This window comes from Bacillus cihuensis (genome assembly GCF_000504145.1).
In the GTDB taxonomy this organism is placed as follows: Bacteria; Bacillota; Bacilli; order Bacillales; family DSM-1321; genus Peribacillus; species Peribacillus huizhouensis.
In genome coordinates this window covers 883201-909702 of the sequence record NZ_KI632495.1, presented here as the reverse complement: position 1 = coordinate 909702, position 26502 = coordinate 883201, and the positions used below count along the sequence as shown (strand labels likewise).

Annotated in this window: 26 protein-coding genes and 1 pseudogene; 20 read left to right on the top strand and 7 right to left on the bottom strand. The window is 36.3% G+C overall.

The features are described 5' to 3' along the window. Positions 1-22 precede the first annotated feature (22 nt). Positions 23-937: an NAD(P)/FAD-dependent oxidoreductase gene (locus V179_RS0110260; protein ID WP_028391361.1), complete on the bottom strand. Its 915-nt coding sequence runs from the start codon at positions 935-937 to the stop codon at positions 23-25. Between the two features lie 165 nt (positions 938-1102). Further along, entirely contained in the window at positions 1103-1423 is a 321-nt protein-coding gene (locus V179_RS0110255; protein WP_028391360.1) for a winged helix-turn-helix transcriptional regulator, read from the bottom strand. 183 nt (positions 1424-1606) lie between these two features. Between V179_RS0110255 and V179_RS27730 the strand changes: the two genes are divergently transcribed. Beyond that, entirely contained in the window at positions 1607-1879 is a 273-nt protein-coding gene (locus V179_RS27730) for a hypothetical protein (protein ID WP_034301003.1), read from the top strand. A gap of 134 nt (positions 1880-2013) precedes the next feature. On the opposite strand, the gene V179_RS31305 is transcribed toward V179_RS27730, so the two are convergent. From V179_RS31305 to V179_RS0110235, 3 genes are all read right to left on the bottom strand, one after another. Further along, positions 2014-2187, bottom strand: coding sequence for a hypothetical protein (locus V179_RS31305; protein ID WP_200868666.1), 174 nt, complete (start codon positions 2185-2187; stop codon positions 2014-2016). A gap of 57 nt (positions 2188-2244) precedes the next feature. Continuing rightward, the gene (locus V179_RS29995; RefSeq protein ID WP_152534766.1) at positions 2245-2379 is read right to left on the bottom strand and encodes a YuzL family protein; all 135 of its coding nucleotides are present in this window, start codon (positions 2377-2379) and stop codon (positions 2245-2247) included. A gap of 120 nt (positions 2380-2499) precedes the next feature. Next, entirely contained in the window at positions 2500-2949 is a 450-nt protein-coding gene (locus tag V179_RS0110235; protein WP_028391359.1) for an OsmC family protein, read from the bottom strand. A gap of 458 nt (positions 2950-3407) precedes the next feature. Between V179_RS0110235 and V179_RS0110230 the strand changes: the two genes are divergently transcribed. The 3 genes from V179_RS0110230 to V179_RS0110220 are packed head-to-tail and all read left to right on the top strand — an operon-like array spanning position 3408 to position 5590. Next, the gene (locus V179_RS0110230) at positions 3408-4355 is read left to right on the top strand and encodes a ring-cleaving dioxygenase (protein WP_028391358.1); all 948 of its coding nucleotides are present in this window, start codon (positions 3408-3410) and stop codon (positions 4353-4355) included. Further along, positions 4355-4966 carry an alpha/beta hydrolase gene (locus tag V179_RS0110225; protein ID WP_028391357.1) on the top strand — a complete coding sequence of 204 codons (612 nt, stop codon included), beginning with the start codon at positions 4355-4357 and terminating at the stop codon, positions 4964-4966. Before V179_RS0110230 ends, V179_RS0110225 begins: the two co-directional genes overlap by 1 nt. 12 nt (positions 4967-4978) lie before the next feature. Further along, positions 4979-5590 carry a flavin reductase family protein gene (locus V179_RS0110220; protein ID WP_028391356.1) on the top strand — a complete coding sequence of 204 codons (612 nt, stop codon included), beginning with the start codon at positions 4979-4981 and terminating at the stop codon, positions 5588-5590. A gap of 234 nt (positions 5591-5824) precedes the next feature. Here V179_RS0110220 and V179_RS32035 read toward each other — a convergent pair whose 3' ends face one another. Further along, positions 5825-5950, bottom strand: coding sequence for a hypothetical protein (locus V179_RS32035; protein WP_268745189.1), 126 nt, complete (start codon positions 5948-5950; stop codon positions 5825-5827). A gap of 166 nt (positions 5951-6116) precedes the next feature. On the opposite strand from V179_RS32035, the gene V179_RS0110210 reads away from it, so the two are divergent. After that, positions 6117-6542, top strand: a complete 426-nt coding sequence (locus V179_RS0110210; RefSeq protein ID WP_028391355.1) for a S1 domain-containing RNA-binding protein — start codon at positions 6117-6119, stop codon at positions 6540-6542. 314 nt (positions 6543-6856) lie between these two features. Here the strand turns inward: V179_RS0110210 and V179_RS30695 are convergent. Next, positions 6857-7046, bottom strand: a pseudogene (locus V179_RS30695) (IS1595 family transposase); the annotation flags it as partial. Positions 7047-7155: 109 nt separating this feature from the next. Here V179_RS30695 and V179_RS0110205 point away from each other — a divergent pair. The 15 genes from V179_RS0110205 (at position 7156) to V179_RS0110125 (ending at position 26470) form a co-directional block, all read left to right on the top strand. Continuing rightward, positions 7156-7611 (top strand): CoxG family protein, encoded by a 456-nt coding sequence (locus tag V179_RS0110205; protein WP_028391354.1) that lies wholly within the window; start codon positions 7156-7158, stop codon positions 7609-7611. Positions 7612-7943: 332 nt separating this feature from the next. After that, positions 7944-9401 (top strand): cardiolipin synthase, encoded by a 1458-nt coding sequence (gene cls, locus V179_RS0110200; RefSeq protein ID WP_235179103.1) that lies wholly within the window; start codon positions 7944-7946, stop codon positions 9399-9401. Between the two features lie 296 nt (positions 9402-9697). After that, positions 9698-10774 carry an AI-2E family transporter gene (locus V179_RS0110195; RefSeq protein ID WP_051405015.1) on the top strand — a complete coding sequence of 359 codons (1077 nt, stop codon included), beginning with the start codon at positions 9698-9700 and terminating at the stop codon, positions 10772-10774. Between the two features lie 110 nt (positions 10775-10884). Next, positions 10885-11640: a (S)-benzoin forming benzil reductase gene (locus tag V179_RS0110190; RefSeq protein ID WP_028391351.1), complete on the top strand. Its 756-nt coding sequence runs from the start codon at positions 10885-10887 to the stop codon at positions 11638-11640. A 576-nt stretch (positions 11641-12216) separates the two neighbouring features. Beyond that, a complete protein-coding gene (locus V179_RS0110180) occupies positions 12217-13482 on the top strand; it encodes a glycosyl hydrolase family 18 protein (RefSeq protein WP_028391349.1) in 1266 nt (421 codons plus the stop codon). A gap of 1197 nt (positions 13483-14679) precedes the next feature. Beyond that, positions 14680-15525 (top strand): MBL fold metallo-hydrolase, encoded by an 846-nt coding sequence (locus V179_RS0110175; protein WP_028391348.1) that lies wholly within the window; start codon positions 14680-14682, stop codon positions 15523-15525. Between the two features lie 253 nt (positions 15526-15778). After that, a complete protein-coding gene (locus V179_RS0110170) occupies positions 15779-17494 on the top strand; it encodes an ABC transporter ATP-binding protein (RefSeq protein ID WP_028391347.1) in 1716 nt (571 codons plus the stop codon). 579 nt (positions 17495-18073) lie between these two features. Next, positions 18074-18796 carry a hypothetical protein gene (locus V179_RS0110165; RefSeq protein WP_028391346.1) on the top strand — a complete coding sequence of 241 codons (723 nt, stop codon included), beginning with the start codon at positions 18074-18076 and terminating at the stop codon, positions 18794-18796. A gap of 457 nt (positions 18797-19253) precedes the next feature. Continuing rightward, entirely contained in the window at positions 19254-19532 is a 279-nt protein-coding gene (locus tag V179_RS0110155) for a CC/Se motif family (seleno)protein (RefSeq protein WP_028391345.1), read from the top strand. Positions 19533-19744: 212 nt separating this feature from the next. Beyond that, complete coding sequence (locus V179_RS0110150; protein WP_028391344.1) at positions 19745-20731, top strand: cation diffusion facilitator family transporter; 987 nt, start codon at positions 19745-19747, stop codon at positions 20729-20731. Between the two features lie 116 nt (positions 20732-20847). Next, entirely contained in the window at positions 20848-21624 is a 777-nt protein-coding gene (locus tag V179_RS0110145) for a nucleotidyltransferase domain-containing protein (RefSeq protein WP_028391343.1), read from the top strand. 123 nt (positions 21625-21747) lie between these two features. After that, a complete protein-coding gene (locus V179_RS0110140) occupies positions 21748-22503 on the top strand; it encodes a Cof-type HAD-IIB family hydrolase (protein ID WP_028391342.1) in 756 nt (251 codons plus the stop codon). Positions 22504-22843: 340 nt separating this feature from the next. Further along, positions 22844-24505 carry a peptide ABC transporter substrate-binding protein gene (locus V179_RS0110135; protein WP_028391341.1) on the top strand — a complete coding sequence of 554 codons (1662 nt, stop codon included), beginning with the start codon at positions 22844-22846 and terminating at the stop codon, positions 24503-24505. A 106-nt stretch (positions 24506-24611) separates the two neighbouring features. Further along, positions 24612-25541, top strand: a complete 930-nt coding sequence (locus V179_RS0110130) for an ABC transporter permease (protein ID WP_028391340.1) — start codon at positions 24612-24614, stop codon at positions 25539-25541. Further along, on the top strand, positions 25541-26470 hold the full coding sequence (locus tag V179_RS0110125) for an ABC transporter permease (protein ID WP_028391339.1): 930 nt from the start codon (positions 25541-25543) through the stop codon (positions 26468-26470). The genes V179_RS0110130 and V179_RS0110125 overlap by 1 nt, the downstream gene beginning before the upstream one ends. Positions 26471-26502: the final 32 nt, after the last annotated feature.

The window sequence follows — 26502 nt, the reverse complement described above, 5'->3', positions numbered from 1 at the left end:
AAATCGGGTTCGTATTGTCATTTTATTCAGCCCTAGATTCGCCGAGCAACTGCTTATGCATCCATATCGCAGCTTGTGAGCCATCACCCATTGAAATGGTCACTTGTTCGGAATGAGAAATTAAGTCACCACCTGCAAAAATCCCTTTGATATTCGTTTCTTTTGTCCGCGGATTAACGACAACATGATTGCTTTCATTTAATTGTACGCCAATTTGTTTAGCTAAATTGTTGTTTATTTGATTGCCATTAAAGCCGCAAAATCCGCGGTCAGCTTTAAGCATATCACCATTATGTAGGAAAAAACCAATAAGTTCTTTGTTTTTATTTAATACAATTTCACTAATTGGTTCATCAATAATTGGAATTTCTAAAGCTTTTAATTTTGAGCGGTTCTCTTCACTAATTTCACTTTTATCATGATTGATTATTGTTAGTTGATTAGACCAATATGTAAGGGTAATCGCCATCTTAGCAACAGTGTTTCCGCTTCCAAAAACAATCGTCTTTTTATCAGTTATTTCATAGCCATCGCAATCAGGGCAAATAAAGATTGAACCACCAAGGCATTGTTGGAGATTGGGTAAGTCTGGTAAACGATCCTTCAATCCTGTGGCTAAAAATACGGTGTTTGCTGAAAAGGTTTGCTTTTGTAAAGTGCGTATAGTAAATGTATTGTTATATTTTTCAAGTGTAATTACTTTGTCATTGATAAATGATACACCGTACTTCTCTGCATGCTGTTTACCGAGACTTCTTAATTTGGGTCCACTAATTCCATCCGGCCAGCCGAGAATATTATGATATCCCCGGGTAATTGTGGATCTGCCTTGATTTGAATCGATTACGAGAACGGAATGTTTGTATCTCCCCATTTGAATGGCGGCTTGTAACCCAGCGATACCGCCACCAATAATGATACAATCTACTACCTTCATATGCTTCACCACCTGTAAAAAAATCAAATAATAGTTCCTAGTTTTAAAAAATGTACCCATATTACTCTAAAACTATTCCTAGAAAATAGTTATAAAAAATAAAAAAGCAACCCAACTCAAATGTATTGGATTACTTTCATTGTTATTTATACTCAAACTTCTTCATTACTCATTTTCGATCCATTCTTGAGACCATTTTTGGATTTCTCTGACAGCAGGTGCAAGGGCATTTCCTTTATCAGTTAGAGAATATTCAATACGTACTGGTGTTTCAGCGAAGACTTCGCGTTTAATGATGCCTATTTGCTCTAGGTCCTTTAGTCGTTCTGATAAAATACGTCCGCTAATTGGAAAGGCAGATTCTATTTGGCAAAATCGTTGAGGTCCGTTTAATAATTGATTGACGATCAGTACCGTCCAGCGTTTTCCGAGTATTTGCGTACCCTTTTCAAAACGAGGGCATAACAAATCTTCAGTTTTATTCATATAATATCACCCCATAACAGTAGTATAACTCTTTACTCATAATGTAACAACATAACAGTTTAGTATTTAGTGTCATATAGTAATTATGAAAAGTTTTTCTTTTGTTAGGAATAAGATGGAGTCGTTGTTTAGAAGTTTTCAGATAGTGGTATAAAGAAGTAATTTAAAAGGAGGTTGGTAGTGATGGGATTAGTGAAATCTGTACGTGGATGTATCATACTTAGCGTAGGAATTGCGGGTGTTTCTTTAGTATCAACGAAAAACAGTCGGGAGAAATTGGTACATGCATGTTCTAAAATAAAAACGAAAACACTGAATTATTGGAAAAAACAACCAAGTGAAGTAGTTCTACTATTAGAAAAAGCAGGTCATCCTAATCCATACGATATCGGAGATTCAAGAATGATTGATGAAGGTAGTCTGACGGGTATTCAATATTACAATAAAATACAGTAAAAATGGTGTTCTAATCGTACGTGTTACGTATACGTATAGGAATGATTATACATGCTAAGAAGAATATCAGCCTGGCCATTCAGATAAAGAGGATATCCAAAAGGGTCTGACCCTTTTGGATATCCTCAATATGTTTACTGATTAAAAAAATTTTCAATTTCTTGCTTACTAATTCCTTCTTTTTGTGCTAAATATGGATTTTCTTCGTCGGAATTTTGGTCCAAATTCGTTGAGATCACAAGTTTAGGACTGTCTGAAGGTTCAATATAAAGTCTTGTATGTTGTTTTGTATTCCTTTTTTTAGTCATCTGAGTCACCATTTCTTAATTAGTTAGTTCTTTAGAATATAAGGGTATGATAGGTGATTAACTGCGTTTTTGTTTCTTGTTTGATGAAGGTACTTGAATCGAACCTGTTTCATGAGTGGTGGTACCTTGACCTTCTACTTGTGAAGAACGTAGGCTTGCTTTGGAATGATCCTTTTTAATTTTACTCATTATGTTCACCTCCAACGTTACTTTTTGCTAAGAGGTGAGAAACTATACAAGACTAAAAATGATTTACAGAGTGGAGGTAGAGTTTCTAAATAGGAATTTGAAGGGCTATTTAGTTTTCTTTCTCTAGCTTGCAGATGTGATCTCTACTTCTAAAGAAATTTCTACATTCCCTTTAAGGGCTCGTGAAATCATACACGATGTCTCAGCTTTTTCGGCGAGCTTTCTTGCTAAATGATGCTCACTTTCATTGGCAACTTGTTTAAGAACGATTGTAGGTCGATGAATAATTTTTTTATATGTAAACACACCGTTAGTAACATCAACAATGCCTTCTGAATGAAGGGTGATTTTTTCTTTTTCCAGCTTACTTCTTTCCATCATTGCCGCTAACGTTATGATGTAGCAAGTTGCTGCTGCTCCAAGAAGCATTTCATCTGGATTTGTTCCGATACCTGGTCCATCCATTTCAGGAGGAATACTTATTTTTGTTTTAAGATTGCCAGCCTCTATTATCCCAGTATCGTTTCGACCACCTTCCCAAATAGCGTGTAAATGAAATTGATGTTCAGCCATATTTATAGCCTCCTTGATTAGTCTTTACTACTATTGTATAGGAAATGACGAGTAATTCCTTGGATTTTGTTTTGAAAAACGGGAAACCTTATAATATTCTTTATTCAAAACGAAAACGGTGTTAAAACGCCACTTTTTACCCTAAAGGAAATTTCATGAAGCACGCTACACTCGCCTAATCTCAACGGTGGCGGTGCGGAGCCGGAATTTTTGGACGAATTCAATAAAAATAGTATACCTGATAAATTGATTGGCTATTATACTAAGTCGTTAAGCCCCGACCCCATGTCCTTCATACAAAAAAAGTATAAGGAGTATTGACAACATAAAAAAAAAGAGTTATCTTTAATTCGAGATATTTGAACGAAGATAATTATGGATGAGTTTGTCCCTCAAAATAAATTGAGGCAAAATAAAAACCATTGAATAAAAAAATAACAAGTAAAGGTAGTATCAATATGCAAAAGCACACGTCAGGAATACACCATATTTCTGCTATTGTCGGTAATCCGCAAGAAAACGTCGACTTTTATGCGGGTGTCCTTGGTTTAAGAATGGTTAAGAAAACTGTAAACTATGATGATCCAGGCACGTATCATTTATATTTTGGTAATGACACTGGTTCTCCTGGGTCAATTATTACTTTTTTCCCTTGGCCAAATGCTTATCGCGGTCGTTTAGGGTCTGGACAAGTTGGGATTACTTCCTATGTAGTACCTGAAGATACATTGGGATTCTGGGAGGAGCGTTTAACAAAATTCAAAATTACCTTTAAAAAACGTAGAAGATTTGACGAGGATTATCTTCAGTTTCAAGATTCTCATGGTTTACATGTAGAACTTGTAGCCCGTAAAGCTGGAGCGAATAGCGAGTGGGGGTTTGGAGGCGTACCTTCTAATAAAGCCATTAAAGGGTTTGGTGGCGCTGTCCTACTAACGGCTGCTCCAGAAAAAACAATGAAAACTTTAGTAGAAGTCATGGGACTAGAAAAAGTAGGAGAAGAAGGAGAGTTTGTTAGATTTCAATCAAATTCTGATATTGGAAATGTGATTGATGTGAAAAAAGTCGCTTTACCAATGGGCTCGATGGGTGTAGGAACAGTTCATCATATTGCTTGGCGTGCCAATGATTTTGCTGACCATCACGAATGGAGTAAGCATATAAGTCGCTTTGGCTTTGGGGTAACGCCGATTAAGAATCGGCAATATTTTGATGCGATTTACTTTAGAGAACATGGTGGCATATTATTTGAAATTGCCACTGATCCACCAGGGTTTGCTTATGATGAATCATATGAAACGATGGGGAGTAATTTAATGCTCCCGTCATGGTTGGAAGAGAAACGAGAATCAATGGAAACAGCTTTATTACCGGCAATTCCGAGAGTATTGGAGGAAGATAAGTAATGATGAAACATATTTTTCAAAAAGGAAGTAATTTAGAGGCACCTGTTTTATTGCTTTTACATGGGACAGGAGGGACTGAAACCGATTTACTAGGAATAGCAGAGATGGTATCGCCTGAATCATCTGTTTTAAGTGTTCGCGGAAATGTGTTAGAAAATGGAATGCCTCGTTTTTTCCGCCGCCTTGCTGAAGGTGTTTTTGATGAAGAAGATTTGGTGTTTCGCACACAGGAATTAAATGAATTTATTGATCAAGCAGCTAAAGAATACGAATTCGATCGCAAAAATATCGTTGCGCTTGGCTATTCAAATGGTGCCAATATTGCTGCAAGTTTGCTATTCCATTATGAGAAAGCGTTGAAAGGGGCCATCCTTCATCATCCGATGGTGCCAAGACGAGGAATTGAATTATCGAATAATAGCGGGATCCCTGTCTTTATTGCAGCAGGTGTGAATGATCCAATATGCCCAGCGAGAGAAACCGAAGATTTAAGTCAATTGCTTCAATCGGCTGGCGCGATGGTTGAAGTGAAGTGGGAAAACTTTGGCCACCAGCTGACACGTTCTGAAGTAGAAGAGGCAGGGGTTTGGTTTCAAAAACATTTTGGTTAAAAGGGTGATCAGATGATTTCTTTGAATCCAGAAACGATGAGTGAGCGGGATAATTACAAATTTCTGGTTGGGAGCATTATTCCGAGACCGATTGCTTTAGTGACTACTTTATCTAATGAGGGCGTCATTAACGCAGCTCCATTCAGCTATTTCAATATTGTTAGTTCAAATCCACCATTGCTTTCTGTGTCGGTACAGCGTAAAGCTGGCATTCAAAAAGATACTGCACGAAATGCTCTCGAAAAAGGTGAATTGGTTATTCATATTATCGATGGTGATCTTGTAGCCGGTGCAAATGAAACAGCCGCAGAATTACCACTAGATAAAAGTGAATTGGAAAGAACGAATTTTACCATTATTGAAAGTGAACAAATTACTGTACCAGGAATTAATGAAGCAAAAGTTCGCTTTGAATGTAAACTTGAACGGGCAATTTCATTAGGTGGTAATGATTTGGAATTGGGTTGTGACTTATTGATTGGAAGAGTAGTTCGTTATCATATCGAGGAATCTCTTTATCATGAAGGCCGGATAGATGCGCTAGGGTTAAATCCAGTAGCGAGACTTGCAGGTAATAATTATTCCAAGCTTGGTGAACAATTTTCGATTGAACGTCCCAAATAAGCGAGCAATCGTTGCTTGATGACAAATAGTTCGTTAAAAATGGGTGTCTGATAAGGGCAGGACAATATATTAATTACTAAATTTGCAACCAATTGAATGCAACTGCGCAAATATATTTTTTTAATTGTTATAGGAAATGAAAAAATGTATTATATTATTCTCATAGCAGGAGCTTTAATAGTTCTATTTGCTGTAGTTTTCATTATTTATAAGTATGTTGATAAAGTATTTACATTAATAAATGTAGTTAAGACCATTATCAACATGTTCGTCTAATTCACCATACCCGGTAATGTTGTCAGCTTTAACTTCGTGATATTCAGTTCCTGAGATATCAGTCTTAGGTGATTCTTTTTTCATAATATTCACCGCCTATGAGGTATAATTTGTTTAAATCAGAAATTTATTCTTTATTGAAATTACAATAGCCATAAGTTATGATGTTATTTTATAGAATATAGATGTAAAAAATCACAGTAATTTGTTATAATTGTGTTATTGATACATTTAGGAGGAAATTATTTTAATGTCAATCGAAATAGGCAGCAAGACACAAGGTAAAGTTACAGGAATTACAAATTTTGGTGCATTTATAGAATTGCCGGGGAACATAACGGGGCTTGTTCATATTAGCGAAGTAGCAGACAGTTATGTAAAAGATGTTAATGATCACCTTAAAATAGGAGATCAAGTTGAAGTAAAAGTACTAAGTGAAAAAGAAGGTAAAATAGCATTATCAATTAAAAAAGCTATTGATAAACCTGAGGGACAAACGCCGTCTTACAATAAGCGTCCGTTCCGTAAGAATGATAGTCATAAAAGTAATTTTCAACCAAGAGAAACCTTTGAAGATAAAATGTCTAAATTTTTAAAGGCTAGCGAAGATAACTTATCATCTCTTAAACGCAGCACCGAATCTAAACGCGGCGGTAGAGGCGGAAGACGAGGATAAACCTTTAAAATAAATAGATACTTGCTTTTAGCCCTTGTACAAGGGCTTTTTTTATTGAATCAATCAGATAAAACATGGAATTTATTTTGAATGATCCTAAGTAGAAGCACGAAAACTTAGTGTGTTTTCCCTGTAGGCTATTTTTTTTAGGCTCGTTTCTAAAAAAAATTTGCTATTGAAAATGAATAACAAATTGTTATTCATAAAATCGATTCGAAAAAAGAATTTGTCCAATGCTGTTCCATACAGGTTTGTCTGATAGTGTATTTTTATCAGTCATCCAAGCCTCTATCGCATTTTTTCATAAATATCCATTTCATTACTTCAAACATCATATAATTTGTTGCAGTATCAGTGCATACAAAGAGAAGGATCTATATGATATCCTAATACCTCGTCTAATGTTGTAAAGGAAATACGATCTATCCCTACTACTTGCAAAAGGATTTGACCGTTTCTATCGTGTGCTACGACAACGCAAATTTGTTCTATGGAGATGCCTCTTATTTGTTAGAAAGGATAAGGAGAAATAGCTAATATTTGAGGATTTTTGTTCTAATTAGCTTGTCTACATATATACAGTAAAGTAAGAAATTTGTGAGGAGATGAGCTAATGGCGAGTGGTTTACATAGTGTAATAATACCATTATCTATTGAAAATATTTGGAAATTTGTTAGTGTGATTGATAATTGGGCTCCACTAGTACCAGGATATATTACACATACGGTTATGGCAAAGAACCAGTCTACATGGGAATTCATAAGTGATCTTGGGTTGCTTAAGAAAAAGGTAAAGCTGCTAGTGGATATAACAGAATGGTCGGGACCAGAGATTGTCAAATTCCACCTAACAGGAATGAATGAAAATTTCTTAGGCAGTGGATATTTCAAAGCTGAAATGATTGATGAGAACAAAACGAAAATGACTGGGCATTTGGATATTATTGCAAAAGGATTGAAAGCACCTATGGCTAATTCGTTGTTAAAATCATACGTTCCTGAAACTGCTAAAGCACTTGCAGAAGCGGTTGCAGTGAAGTTACTAGAAATTCATCATGTAGCAGGATAAGATACGTACTTTGTACAAAAAAATAGAAATAACTATTGTCATTATGAACAATAGTTATTTGTAATTGGATACATTCAAAATTGTTGAAGGGAATATGATTAAAAAAGAAAACTAACCATTATTGATGGCGGAGCGAGTAAATTTGTTAAAATTTACAGAGCCCGTCTCCTTTTCTTTTATAGAACAGAATAAAAATTGAAACTTTTACTAGATGATTATCGTATATGCTACTATATCGGTAAAATATAAGATACAAGCAGATACACTTTTCTTATCCGTACTTGCATGGTATTGTTAATAATACTAAGAAATATTTGAAGGTGTTGATTGAGATAGAGGCGCAAATAACTTCAATATTATTTAATTTTGTGCTGGGATTAAATATTCTTTTTGCTTTGTTTGTTATTTTTTGGGAAAGGAGAGATGCAGGAGCTTCTTGGGCTTGGTTACTTGTGTTATTCTTTCTTCCTGTGGCTGGTTTTATCCTATATTTAATTTTCGGCAGGACATTACGACGTGCTCATCACTTTGAATGGGAAGGTCGCGAGAAAATCGGGATTGATGCTATTCTAAAAAATCAACAGGAGCAATTGAATTTAAATCAATTTGATTTTAGGAATCAGATCACCGAAGACAATAAAGAATTGATTTATATGCATTTACGAACGAATGATGCAGTACTAACAGAAGACAATTCTGTTGATATCTTTATAGATGGCAAAGAAAAATTTGCTCAATTGTTTGAAGATATTAAAGCGGCAAAAGATCATATACATATTCAATATTATATCCTTAAAAAGGACGAACTAGGTAAAAGGTTTATTGATCTGTTGACGTTGAAAGCAAAGGAAGGCGTCACAGTACGCATACTCTATGATGAGCTAGGTTCCCGTGGATTAACGAAGCGTTTTTTTAAGGAGTTTCGGAAAGCAGGAGGTTTAGTTGAAGTTTTCTTCCCTAGTCGTTTGCCCTTTATTAATTTGCGCCTTAACTTCCGTAATCATCGTAAGTTGGTCATTATTGATGGTAGGATCGGCTATATCGGTGGCTTTAATGTTGGTGATGAATACATAGGATTAAATCCGAAATTTGGCTATTGGCGTGATACCCATCTGCGAATTCAAGGATCGGCTGTTTATGCTATTCAGACGGTGTTTATTCTTGACTGGAACGAGGCGTCTAAGCACCATGATATTGGCTTTGTTCCTGAGCACTTTCCAGAAATAGAATCTCCTCTTGATTCCATTGGGATGCAAATTGTTACAAGTGGTCCAGATTCCAAATGGGAACAAATAAAAAATGGTTATATCAAGTTAATTATGTCGGCTAAACACTCCATTTTGATTCAAACTCCTTATTTTGTTCCTGATGCAAGCTTGTTAGATGCCCTCCGTATTGCAGCATTGTCGGGTATTAAAGTAAGCATAATGATACCAAATAAACCAGATCATATATTCGTATATTGGGCTACTTATTCATATATTGGGGAGTTGCTTGAGGCAGGAGCATCGATTTATATTTACGATAATGGCTTTATACACGCAAAGACGATTATCGTAGACAATGAAACTGCTTCAGTAGGTACATCGAACATTGATATGAGAAGCTTCAAATTAAATTTCGAAGTAAACGCCTTTATTTACAATTGCAAATTCGCCAATACACTTACAGATGCTTTTGATGAAGACATTAAAGTTTCAAAGCAACTTACTCTTGAAGACTATCATAAACGCTCATTATGGCTTCGCTTTAAAGAATCTATATCGAGATTATTGGCACCAATTTTATAACCGGAAGCTCTATTAGAATAAAAATTTCAATAAAAAGTGAAACTTCAATCAGAAGTGGAGGCTTCATCCCCCACCTACGATTCCTCGAAGACATGAGGTGGGAAGGGTACTGCTTGTTAATGTGGAAAAAAATACAAATTACTTTAGCGAGACTGCATGTATTACACCCCGTGTTTTCCTTAGTCTGGTAGATAGGTAAATGTTGCAACTAAAATTATTTTGTAAGTGGGAGTGGAGGGAACAACTTGTTTAAATCGAAGTCAAAATTACAGTTTTGGACTTTACAGTTATTATTGATGGCTCTTTTGATTTTCGTTTCAACAAAAATCTCTTTTTTGTTTGAGCCGATCGTAATCTTTACTACTACATTGTTTTTTCCAGTCTTAATCGCTGGCTTTCTTTACTTTATTTTCAATCCAGTAGTCATTTTTTTGACGAATCAAAGAGTACCCAAAGGCTTAGCGATCTTATTGATTTTTGTCTTATTTGTAGGAATCATTGCCATCCTCGGCAGTCTAATTGGACCAGCATTAACTAAACAAATCACGGACTTGGTGAATAATTTTCCAGAATATATTGGGCAAGGTCGAGAATTTTTAAATAATTTCCTTGCTTCTAAGCAATATCAATGGTTATTGAATCAAAATTATGTATCACTTGATAAGATGGAAACAACATTAGTAAATTTTGTGAAAGACTTACCTAGTTACTTAAACACAAGTTTATCTTCGGTATTTAGTGTAGTAACGAATATTACATTAATTATTGTTACGGTGCCATTCGTTCTATTCTATATGTTGAAGGATGGACATAAATTGCCCCATGCGATCGCAAAATTCATTCCAGCTCATTATCGAAGTGAAGGAATTACATTATTAAGTGAAACAGCAGCAACATTGTCCACTTATATTCAAGGTCAGTTCTTAGTTTGTCTGTTTGTCGGAGTAGCAACATTTATCGGCTATTTAATCATTGATCTCCCATATGCCATTGTCTTGGCATTAATCGGGGCATTTACAAACATTATTCCCTATGTTGGCCCATTTTTAGGAGCAGCACCTGCTGTCATAGTTGGATTAATAAATTCACCTTTACAAGCTGGCCTGGTCATAATCGTTGTTGTTATTGTTCAACAGCTTGATAGTAATCTTATTTCTCCGCTAGTAATTGGAAAGAAATTAAATACACATCCATTAACGATTATCTTTGTGTTACTCGTAGCGGGTAATTTATCAGGAATTTTAGGGATGATTCTTGCGATCCCTACCTATTCCGTTATCAAGACGATTGTGTTAAATATCGTTAAGTTTATTCGACTAAAAAGACGTTCTGAAATTGAAAATCCAGATTCCGCTCCACCTTTTGTTGAATAAATTTTTTAAGACGCCTGGTTTTCGTAAAGATTTCCAGGTGCTTTTTTAGATAGTCCATAAACATGAAGATGATGCACATTTTCATACAAAATAAGGAGATGCGGGAAAATATGAAAACATTTATTATAACAGGAGCTTCTAACGGACTAGGTGCTGCATTGGCAAAGTTATGTCTTGATCGAGGCTTCCGATGTATACTAGTTGCAAGAACCATTAATCAAGAGCTTTATCATAAAACCACGCAAACGAGTGGGAGACTTACATTTGTTAGCGCAGATTTAACGGAAACAAATCAATTGGAAAGTGTTATGGATGAAATTATTTCTCATTTGAAAAATGATGTAGATGAGCTATATTTCATTAATAACGCTGGTATGGTTGAACCGATAAACCGAATTGGAGAACTAGATATAGACACATTTGTTTTACAAGCAAAACTGAACTATTTGGCTCCGGCGATTTTAACTGATTCATTTATAAAAAGAACACAAGGGTACAATAATAAGAAAATAGTTGTCAATATTTCAAGCGGGGCAGCTAAGAATCATTATGAAGGCTGGGGCGCATATTGTAGTTCGAAAGCGGGTCTTGAAATGTTTACAAGAGTCGCTGGAATTGAACAACAAAGAGAGGAAAATCCCGCGTACGTCATTTCGTTTTCCCCAGGTGTAATGGATACAAATATGCAAAAAGTGATCAGGTCGGCAAATGAGACTGATTTTGCAGATTCTGCGAGATTTCATACGTATAAGGAGAAAGGAATGCTACGGTCACCTGAATTTGTTGCAAATATCTTGATCGAGTTGCTGCTTGAACCAGAATTGGATAATGGGAAATTTTATGATATTAAAGAGTTAATCAAATAAGCAATAATCAATATTAATAAACCCTTGCTTTACTAATATAGCGATTAAACGCTTTATTCTTGAAAGTCCATAATCATAGAATGAAGCGTTTCTGCTTCGCAGTATGTATGTAAATTGTTCACCTCAAATAAATGATCGAAGATATTCACCTTACTTCTACATAAGATGTAATGGGTTCCTCTGTGATCCCCGACATCCCGTACAATTGAAAACGTCGACTTTCCTACATCATTACTAGTATACCCTTCCATTTTGTTTAAAGAAGATTTTGCATCTATGAAAGCTATTATGCAAGTCAGAAGAAGGGGAATTAGGCTTATAACCCTTAAATTACGCATTTTTAATCCTCCAATTAAGTGAGTCTTCTTATAATATTAGACGTTTTATTCTTGGAATAGGTTTCAACAAAATATAATTTTTATAATAGACATAACTAAACGAAAGAGATCCATAAACTTATAGAAAGGAAAATTACAATAACGTAAGGGGAAATCCAGCCTTTTGGAGCCAAAAAATGCGCGATTTTAATTTGTAAAGTTAAAAATCAAACATGGAGATATGGAATGAGGTGGAGAAATGGCAATTCATGTGGTGAATACCGGTGATACACTCTGGTCAATTTCACTCATGTATAAGATTGATATGACAAGACTTATGACTATAAATGGTTTAAATTCAAGCAAGGCAATCGTACCTGGACTTGCGCTTTATATCCCAGATCATACATTAAGAAATCGGTTGTATTATATAAAACCTGGAGATACACTATTTGAAATTGCGAACGTTTACGGGACGAATGTGCAAGCAATCCAGCAAGCAAATCCGGGTATGGAACTGAATAACCTTCAAATCAATCAAAAGATTAGCGTGCCCTCACCGTACAAAAATCAGCTAATTACACTCGGTTTTGCATTTCCCGTTAGCGGAGGAACGGTATTTAATAACCTTGAAAAGCATTCCTACCAGCTGACTTATTTGGCAATCGTAGCTTACTCCTTTACTAATGAAGGAATTGCATATGTGGATGGAGACGACCGTCCGCTCTTAGAGAAATCCAAACAAGTCGGAGTGAAACCACTATTGATGATTCGAAATTTTCAAGACGGAGACTTTAATGCTGAATTGGTTGGAACTGTATTAGCCAATCCTGTCTATCGTAACAATTTAGTAAGATCGATGATGAATTTCATCGAAGAAAAAGGGTATAGCGGTGTAAGTATGGACATTGAATTTATCCCGCCAGCAAGACGAGGAGATTATGTATTATTACTTAGAGAATTAAAAAATGCACTTGGGAATCGCATTCTTCATGTGAATCTTCATTCAAAAACAAATGATAATTTTACCAATCGAATTGTTGGAGGGCATGATTATCGTGCGATTGGGCAAGTGGCTGATCTTGTTGCGATAATGACAATTGATTACGGTTATCCAACGGGACCACCGAATCCCATTTCTCCCCTTTGGTGGATGGCTCAAGTAATACGGTATGCGCTTGCCAATATCCCATCAAATAAGCTTCAGATAGCTATGCCATTATATGCATATGACTGGATGATTCCAAGTAATACTACAACAGCTACTTCAGTTAATAATGCCCAAAATCAAGCCATTGTAAAATGGAGTGAAATTGAGTACGATCAGGCTGCAGCATCGCCTTGGTATACATATTGGGAAGCTGGAATTCAGCATATCGTTTGGTTTGAGGATATTCGGAGTATAACAGCAAAATATGAAATGATTGACGGCTATCGATTAGCTGGGATCACATTTTGGCATATCGGCCTGTCATTTCCACAAAATTGGATGTACATGAATGATAATATACTTGTGTTGAAATAAAAGTAGCCCCAATGTGAAGTCTGACCTCACATTCGATATCTCGTTTAATATGTCAATTAGTAATAGAAAAAAGATAGTTAGAAATGTGGATCTGATCCAATCGGTATCAAGTAGCTTAGCTTTTGAAATATGAAATCATTGTTATTTCCATTAATTTAAGTTGAAATATATAACATTCGAAAAGTTCTATTATTAATGGAAAGTATAGGGTATGTTAAAAATAAAGGCTGTTTTCACATACTTTGTTGCTTTTCAATCATTTTTTCACTAATATCCCGGGTTGATTTCCGTTGCAGGTACTCGCTTTCCGCGGGCGGTCTCAGAAGCCTCCTCAGTGCTTTGCACTTGCGGGGTCTCCCTCAACACGCTTTTCCCGCAGGAGTCTCGCACCTTCCACTACAATCAACATCTGTTCGAATTGGTTTCTTGCTAAAAACAACAATGTTTACGAAAAGAGACAAAATAAAAGATATATTTATCTCGCAAAAACGAGCAGTAAAACCCCTCAAGGCTTAGATGAGAGGAATCATAGATGCGTAATGGGGGTACAACTGCCTAGCCTATTTGCGGCTACTAGCCCTTCTTCAAGTCAGAAGCTGTTATGCTCTGTGGCAAACTACGCCGCGGTATTCATCTTATGCTTGTCTGACTAGGATCGAATGTGATGGCGTATACGTTGCTCAAAGGCGTCGCTTTTTGGTATTAAAGGACAACTAGTAAGATAAAGTGAAACTTACCGAGAGTTATGCATAGGTAAAGTTTGCGCCCATAGGATGTGGATCACACAGATGAAAGACTAAAGGACACGTCATACTTAGTCTGTGATTCGTTGAACCTTAGTTCGTAGTGGAGATTAATCGAAGATTTAGCGAAAGTAGAACTGGACTAACATCAGTGGTGGATGACGAACTCCCCACTAATTGATATCACTTTATTACAAAGAGGAATATACTTATATCTTGACACCTACAATTTAGGTTGGAATTTTATTTTAAGTTTGCAAGTTGAATAAATTAAAGTAAATCATAAGATCATTTTTTTCAAAATCGAGATGATTACCACCTTTAGTTGTTGTACAATAAATTAAGAATAAACACTTTAGAGAATAAGTAAATGTTAATAAAACGAATTCTTTTAAGAGAAATTGATTATTCATTTTACTATGATCTATGTTTTTAACATCGAGGAGTGAGCAACATGCAAACATTAGTGAAAATTTCGGAACGTTTTTTTTATTTAACGCCTGTTCAAAAAACGGATCGCCCTGTATTAGCTGCGGTTGTCGGAGATGATCACACGCTATTGATTGATGCAGGAAATTCTGTGAACCATACAAAATTGTTTCGAGAGCAATTGGCAAAACACGCAGTAAAAGGTGATTATCTTGTACTTACCCATTCAGATTGGGATCATGTTTTTGGATTAAGTGAAATCAAAGTTCCTGTCATCGCGCAACAAAAAACTGCTGAAAAGCTTAAGCATATGCAAACATTATCTTGGGAAGATTCTTTTTTGGACGAGCGTGTTGAGGCTGGAATTGAAATTCCATTTTGTGCAGACGCAATTAAGCTTGAATTAGGGAATGAACGGGCTATCGTTCTTTCACTACCTCAGATTATTTTTAATAAAACACTCCAAATTAATCTTGGCGGTGTTACATGTATGATTGAGCATGTAGGCGGAGATCATGCTGAAGATTCGACTATTATTTATCTGCCAGAAGAGAAGATATTATTTCTAGGGGATTGTTTATATGCCAATCTATATGCGGAAAAATGGAATTATACGGTGGAAAAATCATTACAGCTAATACAGAAATTAGAATCCTTTGAGGCAGAGACAGTTTTTCTCTCCCATCATCAATCTCCATTAACTAAGGATGAATTCCAAAAGCAATTGTCCTTCATGAAGCTATCAGCACAGCTTACTAAAAAACACGAAGGAAATAAAGAAAACATTGAACAAGAACTTGCACAATTGCTTGCAAGAGTGTTAACTGATGAAGAAATAGAAACTGTAGAATTTTATGTGAACGGTTTTTAAATTGTAGCAGGTTGATACTGAAAAAATGTCCCTAAGAAGAATAATTTTCTTAGGGGCATTTATATTTATCTACATCGTTATTACTTCAAACAGAAATGAAACTAGCTTATTTTCTGACGAAAGAAGCCGATCTAAAGGTGGAAAAGCAAAGACTCCATTAGCAGTAATAGTGTTAGTCCAGATCTTTGGAGTACTTGTTTATTTCCTGCGCTGGTTCTATAATTCTAGTATTATATGAAAGGGGATATGATAAATGATTCAACGATTTTATTCTTATTATAAACCACATCGACGTTTGTTTATAGTTGATTTTAGCTGTGCTGTTATTGTGGCTTTGCTTGAATTGGCCTTTCCACTTGCTGTACAATGGTTCATCGATAGTTTGCTACCTGGGGAAGATTGGCCAACAATTGCAACTGTGAGTGTTGGATTGTTAGTGCTATACATAATCAGTACATTATTGCAGTATATCGTGAACTATTGGGGTCATATGCTCGGAATTAATATTGAAACCGACATGCGTCAGCAGTTGTTTCAACATGTACAGAAGCAATCTTTTAAATTTTTCGATAATACGAAAACAGGTCATATTATGAGTCGAATTACGAATGATTTGTTTGATATCGGTGAGCTTGCCCACCATGGACCAGAGGATTTATTTATTGCTGTTATGACATTCTTTGGTGCTTTTTGGATTATGATGACAATTAATATCCAACTTGCTCTTGTGACAGTTTGTATTTTACCGTTTCTTGTAGTACTTATAATATTCAGTAATATGAAAATGAACAAAGCTTGGAAGCAAATGTATACAGAAGTAGCAGATGTGAATGCACGTGTGGAAGACAGTGTTTCAGGTGTGCGAGTAGTCCAATCTTTTACAAATGAAAATTATGAAATGGATCGCTTCTCTGGCAATAACAAGAAATTTAGAAAAGCAAAGCTACGCGGCTATAAAGTGATGTCCTTCAGTTCATCAGGAATTTACATGATGACTCGCTTTATGACACTTGCCGTATTAGTAGTTGGTGCTTGGTTAGTCTATGAAAATCGTTTATCGTACGGGGAAATGGTAGGATTTGTTTTATATGTGAATGTGTTATTTAAACCAGTTGATAAAATTAGCGCCTTGATGGAGTTGTATCCAAAAGGGATGGCTGGCTTTAAGCGGTTTACTGAACTTCTTGATGTCGACCCAGACGTACAAGATAAACCAGGGGCTGAGATAGTTGAATCGTTACTAGGTGACATCTCGTTTTCTAAAGTAAGCTTTGGTTATGACGATAAAAGAACGGTTTTGAACGAGATAGATCTGACAATTCATGCAGGTGAAACAGTTGCCTTTGTCGGTCCATCGGGAGCTGGAAAAACAACAATCTGCTCCTTAATTCCAAGGTTCTACGATGTAACTAATGGTAGCATTAAAATCGACGGGATTGATGTTCGAGAGATGACAAAGCAATCACTTCGATCACAAATTGGCATTGTGCAGCAAGATGTGTTTTTATTTACAGGAACTTTGAAAGAAAACATTGCATATGGAATGCTAGGTGCAACAGACGAACAAATTTATGATGCCGCAAAAAAAGCTCATCTTGAAAGCTTTATTGCTGGCCTTCCAGATGGATACGAAACCCAAATTGGAGAACGAGGTCTAAAATTATCAGGTGGACAGAAACAGCGGATCGCTATTGCACGGATGTTTTTGAAAAATCCGCCAATTTTAATTCTCGATGAAGCCACGTCGGCATTGGATACAGAAACTGAGATGATTATTCAAGAAGCGTTGACTGAGCTTGCTGTGAATAGAACGACTTTAGTTATTGCTCACAGGCTAGCGACGATTCGAAACGCTGATCGGATCGTAGTTGTTACTGAAGAAGGAATTGCTGAGCAAGGGAAGCATGATGAGTTGATTGATCAGGGTGGAATATTCGCGAATTTGCATCGCGTACAGTTCCAAAGATAAAGTGAAACTTCAATCAGTGGGAGCTTCATCGCCTACTGATTGTTAGCCCCGCTCTAGTGTCGCGCTTTATTTACTTTCACGCAGCGAAGGTAAATAAAGCGCGACACTAGGAACCCGATTCAGCGAACTTAGACTAAGTACGCCGAGCCCTGCGACAACGTCTGAGTGACCGACATCCTGTGGGTCTCAACTTAACCTTTGAAGACCACAAAGGTAAGTTTCACTGTATCTCACCAATCGGCCTTTTATGGGCAGTTGCCCCACTTACGCATCTTTAATTCCTGTAAACCTTGAGGTGGGGGTCTTACTGCCCGTTAATGCGGGATAAAACAAAAGAGTGAGGATGTCCTTAAAGGGTCTGATTCAGCACGCCAGACAGTTTATAGTGTTACTTACACTTTTACTAAACTGTATGTACTAGTTGCGGAGTCTGGCCACTAAACTTCTGGGCTATCCTCATTTTTTTGTATAAGAAGCTTTAAAGCATTAACACATTGTTATACCAATGATAACCACTGTTGTTAAATGTTCTGAGATTTTGATAAACTGATAAAAAGAAGATTTAGAGGAGTGTTTTGTTTGGCAAATGCTGTATATATAATTCCGCCTGTTGGCGAATTTTTAACATTTGAAAATAGAGAAGAATATATTGAAAAAGGCATAGAATGGAGTTTGTTTACCGCCAGATCGGTTAAAGATGATCTATGGTATAAAACGCCCTATTATCAAGGAAAAGTAAAACTTGCAGGCTACCAAGCATACTCGAACGGATTTAATACAATTGTTGTTGAATTTGAAGATGGTTCACTAAGCTGTATCCATCCAGCCTTTTTGAAGGAAATGCAAAGTAACAACTTCGGCAAAGAATTATTGAGTGGTACTGTTTTTGATGCAACATCTGAGGTTACTAATGACACCATTGAAGTGCCAGTTGAAGATATTGTAGCTAAAAAAGAAGAGAAGCCTAAAGAAAAAAAACCAAAGAAAGAAAAGAAACCTAAATTAGCGCTGCCTGAAGATAAAGTTCACTTCACCGCAAAAATTAAAGAATTTACCGCGAAAATGAACCATTTCACTGGTGAAGAAGATGAAGTGATTTTGTTGGAAAATGTCCAGATTACGGGAGAAGCAGAATTGTTTATTGGCGATGCGTGGTGTGCCTACAGCAAGACTTTAAAAAAACTTGAGTTAGAAGAACAAGATCAGCTTGAATTTGACGGAAAAATTGTTGATAAGAAATTCAACAAAGAGATCTTGTATAAGGTAAATAATCCGTCAAAATTAAAAAAAATAGTTGACTAATCATGTAAATTATCTAAATTGGAGTCAAAACCACTACTAAACATTACAAAATAAGCATTGTTTTTATTTGGCTCTTTTCCAAAAGTTTGTTGTTTTAGCAAGAAACCAATTCGAACAGTTGGAGCGGATGGCAAGATTCCTGCTTAGAGAAGCCTGTTTTAGGGATACCCCATAAGTGCAAAGTACGGAGGAGGCTTCGTTAGAAAGCCCGCAAATAAGCGAGTACTTCCAACAGAAATCAACCTATGTTGTTTGTATACATATAATAGAAAAACAACAAGGTATGTGAAAAAAACTTTTAATTATATAAAGCAGGTAGGAACCCTAAAATCAGAAATCAATTTTGTTTTTTAGGGTTCCTTTATTTTTGAGGCAATTAGATGAAGCAGTTACCATTACTCAAAAGGAAGTTACACTTTATTGAAATAGCTATTAGAAAATGAAAGGGTGAATGGGCTTGATTATTGAAATCGAAGAACAAGCGAAAAAGTGGATTGAAGCGAAAGGGAATACAATAACTGTAAAAAACTTAGTAGTGAATGGTTGCTGTTCGGTAGGTATACAAGAAATAGTCGCTGTTCCTGGTAAGCCAAAATATTTAGAACAATACAGGGAAATGAGAATGGATCATCTATCTGTATATGTGCAAAATAACATTACTGTGCAGAATAAACTTCTGTTAAAACTTTCAGGCATTAGTTTCTTGAAATCCATTTCCGTAACTGCTCTACAATAATCAGGAAAATTTTCTTGCTGTATTGTTAATTGAAAAGTTAGATGGAATAATTTCAAAACATTAGAGGTAGTTTACTAAAATAAAATGGTTCATATATATAAAGAATTTAGAATAAAAGAATAAGGGCATATTTCTTCAAAGTATAAAAGTAATATGACTGTTTTCAACCATCTTTAGGCTTTAACAATACAAAAAGAAAGAGGAATCTGCCTATGAGTGAATTACTTAGATTATTAAAACAAGGTAATAAATCAGCAATTATCGCTGCATGTGTTAATGCAATTATTGCCATCTTAAAAGCTGTTGCTTATTTTATTACCGGAAATGTCGCGATGTTTGCAGAAATGTTACATAGTATAGGAGATGCGGCCAATCAATTTTTTGTATTCATCGGCTCAGCACTTAGTAAGAAAGCACCTACAGACCGTTTTCCTGAAGGATTTGGTCGACTTGTCAACCTTGTTTTATTAGGAGCTGTATTGATCGTAGGCATCATGTCATATGAAACCGTTAAAGAAGGAATTCACCATATCATTCATCCAGCTCATTCAGCTGGGATTGTGATTAATCTTACAGTTCTTATTGCAGCAGTCATTCTTGAAGCGTTTGTATTATTTAAAGCGATGAAAGAAGTACTTCATGAAACAGGTGTGGAGGCATCCGGGATTCAAATTGCTACGAAAAGCTTTGGAGCTTATAAAAAAGCGAAACCAGCAACAAAACTCGTTTTTTTAGAAGACTTCGTTGCTACTGCTGGAGGAGTCCTCGCAATTGTGGCTATTCTGCTGTCACACTACACTATGTTTGCTCAAGCAGAAGGGGTTGCCTCTGTCATGATTGGGGGGATGATGTTCTTTGTAGTTGGGAGGGTCTTCCTTGATAATGCAGCAGGTGTACTTGGAGAATCTGATACAGAAATTCGTAATAAAATTGGCGATATGGTCATTAAAGATCCCGATGTGAAAGATATTCAAGAAATCACTGTATTAAAAGAAGGGGAGCATCTTCATGTCGAACTAGAAGTAGAATTGGATGCATCAATTACGATTGCCGAAGCAGATGATATAAAAGACCGTTTAGTTGAAGCAATCAGCAATGAAAGAGGTGTTACGGACGTCATCGTCGAATTCGATGAAGATGATGGGGTTCAGACATGGAAGGAGAATTCCTTACAAACAAATGATCCTAAGGGAAAATGATGGAATCATTGAACTTTCTTAAAAAAGCCTGCTTATGGCTTTTTTTGTTGAATAAATTAGCACTTTCCAGTATGGTTTAAATGATAGTTAGCGAAATTTTCGTGTAGAGGTGGAAAATGAAACCGGTAATACTCCAAAAATTAAAGCGAATTGAACTAGAATTTGATGTGAAGATTGTTTATGCATGTGAATCAGGAAGTAGGGCATGGGACTTCCCGTCTAAAGACAGTGACTATGATGTTCGTTTTATTTACGTTCATAAACCAGAATGGTATTTATCCATTGATAACAACAAGCGAGATGTGATTGAACATCCTATCCATAATTTACTTGATATAAATGGATGGGAAATCACGAAAGCTTTACGTTTGTTCCGCAAATCCAATCCAGCCCTTTTAGAATGGATGCATTCAAGCATACAATATTACACGGCATATTCTACGATCCATCAAATGCGCAATATGGAGAAAGATGTGTTTATCCCAAGCTCCGGCGTATATCACTATTTACATATGGCCAATGGCAATTATCGGGACTATCTGCAGCAAAATTCTGTGAAAATTAAAAAATATTTTTACGTTTTACGTCCGTTACTAGCCGCAAAATGGATTGAAACATACAATACATTCCCGCCAAATGAATTTCAGGTTTTATTAGCAGCATTAGTTCCCGATGGGAAATTGAAGGACGAAATCACTACATTGCTAGAAAGAAAAATAGCAAGTGTCGAGTTAGATTATGAGCCAAGAATACAAATCATCAATCAATTTATCGAAAGTGAAATTCCTCGACTTGAACAATATGTAAAACATTTACAAAAAGAAGCTGTTGATCCAACAACAGATTTAAACCTGCTATTTAGAAACACATTGCAAGAGGTATGGACCCATTAATAATATATCACGGATGAACAGGTTGAATCCCCCACTGATGGAAGTTTCGCTAACAGGATTGGATGAAAGAAACGACAAAGTGAATGTAATGAAAATCAATACTTGCGAAAGGATGGTAGCGAAATGTCAGAATACATATTGAAAAATGAAATAAAATTAATTGCTTTGGATATGGACGGAACACTCTTAGATCCAGACAATAAAGTAACGGAAGAGAACCGGCAGGCAATTAAGGCGGCTGAGGGACAAGGGGTTCATGTTGTTCTAAGCACAGGACGCACTTTTGCAACCTGTAGTGACTATGCGAAATCATTAGAACTATCTTCATATTTAGTTACAGTAAATGGCAGTGAAATTTATAACGAACAGGGAAAACTAGTCGAAAGAAATATTATCCAAACCGATTTTGTGAAATGGATGCTAGACATATGTAACCAATTTAAAACAGACTACTGGGCCGTCAGTTGTGATCGAGTGTATCGAGACGATATTCCTGAAGACCTTTTCGCCTCAGAGTGGTTGAAGTTCGGATTTAATACGAGTGATAATAAAGCACGAGAAGAAATTATCCAGCTCCTTAAAGGGAATGGCCAGCTTGAAGTTAGTAATTCAAGTCCAACGAATATTGAAGTGAACGCACTTGGAATTAATAAAGCCAAAGCCATTGAAGTCGTTTGTAATCGCCTAGGTATAAACATGAACGAAGTGATGGCAGTTGGCGATAGCTTGAATGATATTATGATGATTAAGGAAGCAGGCCTTGGTGTTGCGATGGGGAATGCACAGGAAATCGTGAAGGAGACAGCGGACTGGATCACAGCAACAAATGAAGAAAATGGTGTCGCTAAAGCGATTGAAAAATGGGTTTTAAAATCATAAAAAAAGTAAGTCTGACAGAAATTTTGTTAGACTTTTTTTGGTGGCGATAAAAAGTCAGAAATCAGGATTTAATACCTAAAAAATAAAATTTACATATTAGTAAAATATTAGTGTTTTTTAAAGGGGAAATAAAGTAATTGTCGAATTTGTAATATTGAGATAATTCTGAAATAGAAAGGGTGATTCTATTTTTTATGGCTGACGATGGCTTTTGTGAGAATGGGGGGATGTATTTTTGTAAATCTAATGTTTGGCAGTCATGTGGGGTTTTTGTAATAGATTTGCAATGAAAGGCATTTCGTTTTTTTTTAACTATTATGAGAAATAAGGAGGAATTTATTTGAAACGAAATAAATTTTCATTTTTTGCTCTTGTTATTGGGTTAATGGTAGTAATTTCGGGATGTAATAGCTTTGGAGAAACAGAAAAAACATCGACTAAAGACTCAGGTAAAAGTGATGGGAAAAAGGAAGCGGTAGAGAAGGTTTTGAATCTAAATAACAGCTCTGAACCAGGATCACTGCATCCAGGAACAGCAGAAGGCACACATGATTCATGGATATTAGAGCATGCGTTTGAAGGATTGACGAAGAAAACGCCTGAAGGAGAAATCGTAGATGGAATGGCGTCTGTTCCAACAAGTGAAGATGGGATAAATTGGATTTTCAAAATAAAAGAAGGCATGAAATGGTCAAATGGCGATCCTGTAACAGCACATGATTTTGAATTCGCTTGGAAATATGCACTTGCTCCTGAAACCGCTTCCGAATATGCGTATCAATTGTTTTATCTTGAAGGTGCTGAAGCTTACAATGCGGGTACTGGAACAGTCGATCAAGTTGGGGTAAAAGCAAAAGACGATACAACACTTGAAGTGAAGCTTGCTCAAGCTACCCCATACTTCCTTGATTTAACTTCTTTCTATACGTACTATCCGGTGAATAAAAAAGTTCAAGAAGAAAATCCGAAATGGTTCACAGAAGCTACTAGCTACGTTTCAAATGGACCGTTCAAGTTAACAGAGTGGAAACATAAAGAAAGTGTGAAGTTAGAGAAGAATGAAAATTATTATGAGAAAGATAAAATTAATTTAGATGTTGTAAACTTTGTCATTCTTGAAGATGAAAATACAGCATGGCAAATGTATCAATCTGGCGAATTGGATTTATCGTATCCTCTACCACAAGATGTTCAAGGACAACTGGCACAGTCTAATAATAAAGAATTCCACAATGGACCAGATTTAGCTGTTTATTACTACAATTTAAATAACGATGTAAAACCATTTAACAACATAAAAGTAAGAAAAGCATTAAGTTTAGCGATTGACCGTAAAACAATTACTGAAAATGTCGCACAAGGTGGTCAACAGTCTGCTTATTCAGTAGTCCCACCAGGGATTCCTGATGTAAATGGGGACTACCAAGAAAATACCGGAAATCTTTTCACTGAAGATGTAGAAGAAGCGAAGAAGTTGCTAGCAGAAGGGTTGGCAGAGGAAGGAATGGATAAACTGCCAGAATTCTCAATTTTATATAATACGTTAGCAGGCCACCAAAAAATTGCAGAAGCAGTACAAGAGATGTGGCGTAAGAACCTTGGGGTAACTGTAACGCTAGAAAATACTGAATTCCAAGTGAAACTTGATAGAGAAAAAGCGGGTAAATATCAAGTTTCTCGTGCTGGCTGGGTTGGCGATTATGTTGATCCGATGACATTTATGGATCTATGGACTTCAGATAATCCACACAATGATGCGAATTGGAAAAATGCTGAATACGATCAATTGATTAAAGAAGCAAAGCAAACAATGGATCAACAAGTTCGGATGGACAATATGCATAAAGCTGAAAAACTTCTTATGGCTGAAATGCCGATTATCCCAATCTATTTCTATACAAAACCGCATATGGTTAAAGAATATGTGACAGGTGTTTATACACCAATCAACAGATATCCTCAATTTATTTATGCAGATGTTGATATGGATGCAAAAGAATAATTGAAGAATGTCGGAGGTGTGCTTATGTCTTGGCACGCCCCCTTTTTTCCTTTGGAAAATCACCAATCAAAAAGGTCTTCATTTAAGAGGAATGGGGTGATTGATTATGATTAGATATATTTTACATCGCTTTATGTGGGCGATCATTACGTTATGGGCGACCATTACGATTACCTTTATTATTATGCATAGTATTCCTGGTGACCCGTTCGCGAAAGAAGGAACAATGACAGAATCAATGTACGAAAACTTACAACGATACTATAATTTGGACAAACCAAAAATTGTGCAGTATGTCATTTATCTCAAGCAAGTGGCTTTGTTAGATTTTGGTCCTTCAATAAAGTCTAAGACATTAACAGTAAACGATTATATAGAAAAAGGTTTCCCGGTCTCCTTTCATCTTGGAGCTCAGGCTATGATTATTGCTATCTTCTTTGGCCTAATATTAGGAGTCATCGCTTCATTATATCGAAATCGATGGCCAGACTATACATCTATGATTATTGCAATTATTGGCATATCAGTTCCAAGTTTTGTATTGGCGACCTTACTTATTAATTTCTTGGCAGTAAAATGGTCTTTTTTTCCGGTAGCGACCTGGAAATCTTGGAGCCATACTGTATTACCGTCTATTGCACTTGCAATGATGCCGCTTGCTTATATTGCAAGATTGATGAGAACAAGCATGATTGAAGTTTTAAATCAAGATTATATTTTAACGGCTAAAGCAAAAGGATTACGAAAGAATGCAGTGATCATTAAACATGCAATTCGTAATGCTTTGATGCCTGTCGTTACGGTCTTAGGTATATTAACAGCGAATGTTGTAACGGGAAGTTTCGTAATTGAACATATATTTGGGATTCCAGGAATTGGTGAGATGTTTGTAAAAGGTATAATGAACCGTGATTATCCAGTGATTCTTGGATCAACAGTTTTTTACAGTGCGATTCTCATCTTTTTAATTTTTATCGTCGATGTGGTTTACACATGGATTGATCCTAGAATTAAAGTGACGGGGGCGAGCAAATAATGGCGGGGAAAATAGATGTAACCGAAGAAATGTTTGCTCCAGCAGAAAATAATTTTCTAGAGGCCGAAAAGATTTCTAGGCCCACGATTTCCTATTGGAACGATGTATGGCGGAGATTGCGCGCAAATAAACTAGCTATGATTGGTTTGGTGCTGATTATTCTGTTGTGTCTGATGGCAATTTTTGGTCCATATATGAACGGTTTCACATATTATGAGCAGGATTTTACGAAGAAGAACTTAGAGCCGAATGCAGAGCACTGGTTTGGTACCGATGCGTCAGGAAGGGATTTGTTTACGAGAGCGTGGTATGGCGCGCGGATTTCATTATTTATTGGTTTGATGGCAGCCTTAATTGACTTCGTTTTAGGTGTAGTATATGGCGGGATTTCGGCAATTAGTGGCGGTAGAACAGATAATGTAATGATGCGAATTGCAGAAGTAATTTATTCTATTCCATATTTATTAATGGTGATTCTAATCATGGTTGTACTAAGGCCTGGTATTTTCCCAATCATTATTGCCATGACGATCACCGGTTGGATTCCGATGGCACGCCTTGTCCGTGGGCAAGTTCTGCAATTAAAGGAAAATGAATATGTTCAGGCATCTAAAGCGGCTGGTGCAAAGTTAAGTTGGACATTAAGAAAACATTTAATTCCGAATTCAATGGGACCCATTCTTGTAAATGTTACTTTAACGATCCCGACAGCTATTTTCGCTGAAGCAACCTTGAGTTTCCTTGGGCTTGGTATTCAACCACCGCAAGCCAGTTGGGGAAGTCTAACAAGTGATGCGCTTGGAAGTATATTAATCGGTAATTTCTATCAGTTGGCGATTCCAGCATTTCTAATCTCTTTAACGATGTTTGCATTTAATGTTTTGGGTGATGGACTACAAGATGCATTAGATCCAAAACTGCGTGAGTAAAAAAGCCTAGTAAGAGGTCCTAAGTAGATAAA

Coding starts and splice junctions, on each gene's coding strand:
- V179_RS0110260 (WP_028391361.1), bottom strand. CDS start 937: ATGAAGGTAGTAGATTGTATCATTATTGGTGGCGGTATCGCTGGGTTA.
- V179_RS0110130 (WP_028391340.1), top strand. CDS start 24,612: ATGATTAGATATATTTTACATCGCTTTATGTGGGCGATCATTACGTTA.
- V179_RS0110205 (WP_028391354.1), top strand. CDS start 7,156: ATGGCGAGTGGTTTACATAGTGTAATAATACCATTATCTATTGAAAAT.
- V179_RS0110190 (WP_028391351.1), top strand. CDS start 10,885: ATGAAAACATTTATTATAACAGGAGCTTCTAACGGACTAGGTGCTGCA.
- V179_RS0110150 (WP_028391344.1), top strand. CDS start 19,745: ATGAGTGAATTACTTAGATTATTAAAACAAGGTAATAAATCAGCAATT.
- V179_RS0110140 (WP_028391342.1), top strand. CDS start 21,748: ATGTCAGAATACATATTGAAAAATGAAATAAAATTAATTGCTTTGGAT.
- V179_RS32035 (WP_268745189.1), bottom strand. CDS start 5,950: ATGAAAAAAGAATCACCTAAGACTGATATCTCAGGAACTGAATATCAC.
- V179_RS0110180 (WP_028391349.1), top strand. CDS start 12,217: ATGGCAATTCATGTGGTGAATACCGGTGATACACTCTGGTCAATTTCA.
- V179_RS0110210 (WP_028391355.1), top strand. CDS start 6,117: ATGTCAATCGAAATAGGCAGCAAGACACAAGGTAAAGTTACAGGAATT.
- V179_RS27730 (WP_034301003.1), top strand. CDS start 1,607: ATGGGATTAGTGAAATCTGTACGTGGATGTATCATACTTAGCGTAGGA.
- V179_RS0110170 (WP_028391347.1), top strand. CDS start 15,779: ATGATTCAACGATTTTATTCTTATTATAAACCACATCGACGTTTGTTT.
- V179_RS0110195 (WP_051405015.1), top strand. CDS start 9,698: ATGGCTCTTTTGATTTTCGTTTCAACAAAAATCTCTTTTTTGTTTGAG.
- V179_RS0110225 (WP_028391357.1), top strand. CDS start 4,355: ATGATGAAACATATTTTTCAAAAAGGAAGTAATTTAGAGGCACCTGTT.
- V179_RS31305 (WP_200868666.1), bottom strand. CDS start 2,187: ATGACTAAAAAAAGGAATACAAAACAACATACAAGACTTTATATTGAA.
- V179_RS0110230 (WP_028391358.1), top strand. CDS start 3,408: ATGCAAAAGCACACGTCAGGAATACACCATATTTCTGCTATTGTCGGT.
- V179_RS0110145 (WP_028391343.1), top strand. CDS start 20,848: ATGAAACCGGTAATACTCCAAAAATTAAAGCGAATTGAACTAGAATTT.
- V179_RS0110175 (WP_028391348.1), top strand. CDS start 14,680: ATGCAAACATTAGTGAAAATTTCGGAACGTTTTTTTTATTTAACGCCT.
- V179_RS0110220 (WP_028391356.1), top strand. CDS start 4,979: ATGATTTCTTTGAATCCAGAAACGATGAGTGAGCGGGATAATTACAAA.
- V179_RS0110235 (WP_028391359.1), bottom strand. CDS start 2,949: ATGGCTGAACATCAATTTCATTTACACGCTATTTGGGAAGGTGGTCGA.
- V179_RS0110125 (WP_028391339.1), top strand. CDS start 25,541: ATGGCGGGGAAAATAGATGTAACCGAAGAAATGTTTGCTCCAGCAGAA.
- V179_RS0110255 (WP_028391360.1), bottom strand. CDS start 1,423: ATGAATAAAACTGAAGATTTGTTATGCCCTCGTTTTGAAAAGGGTACG.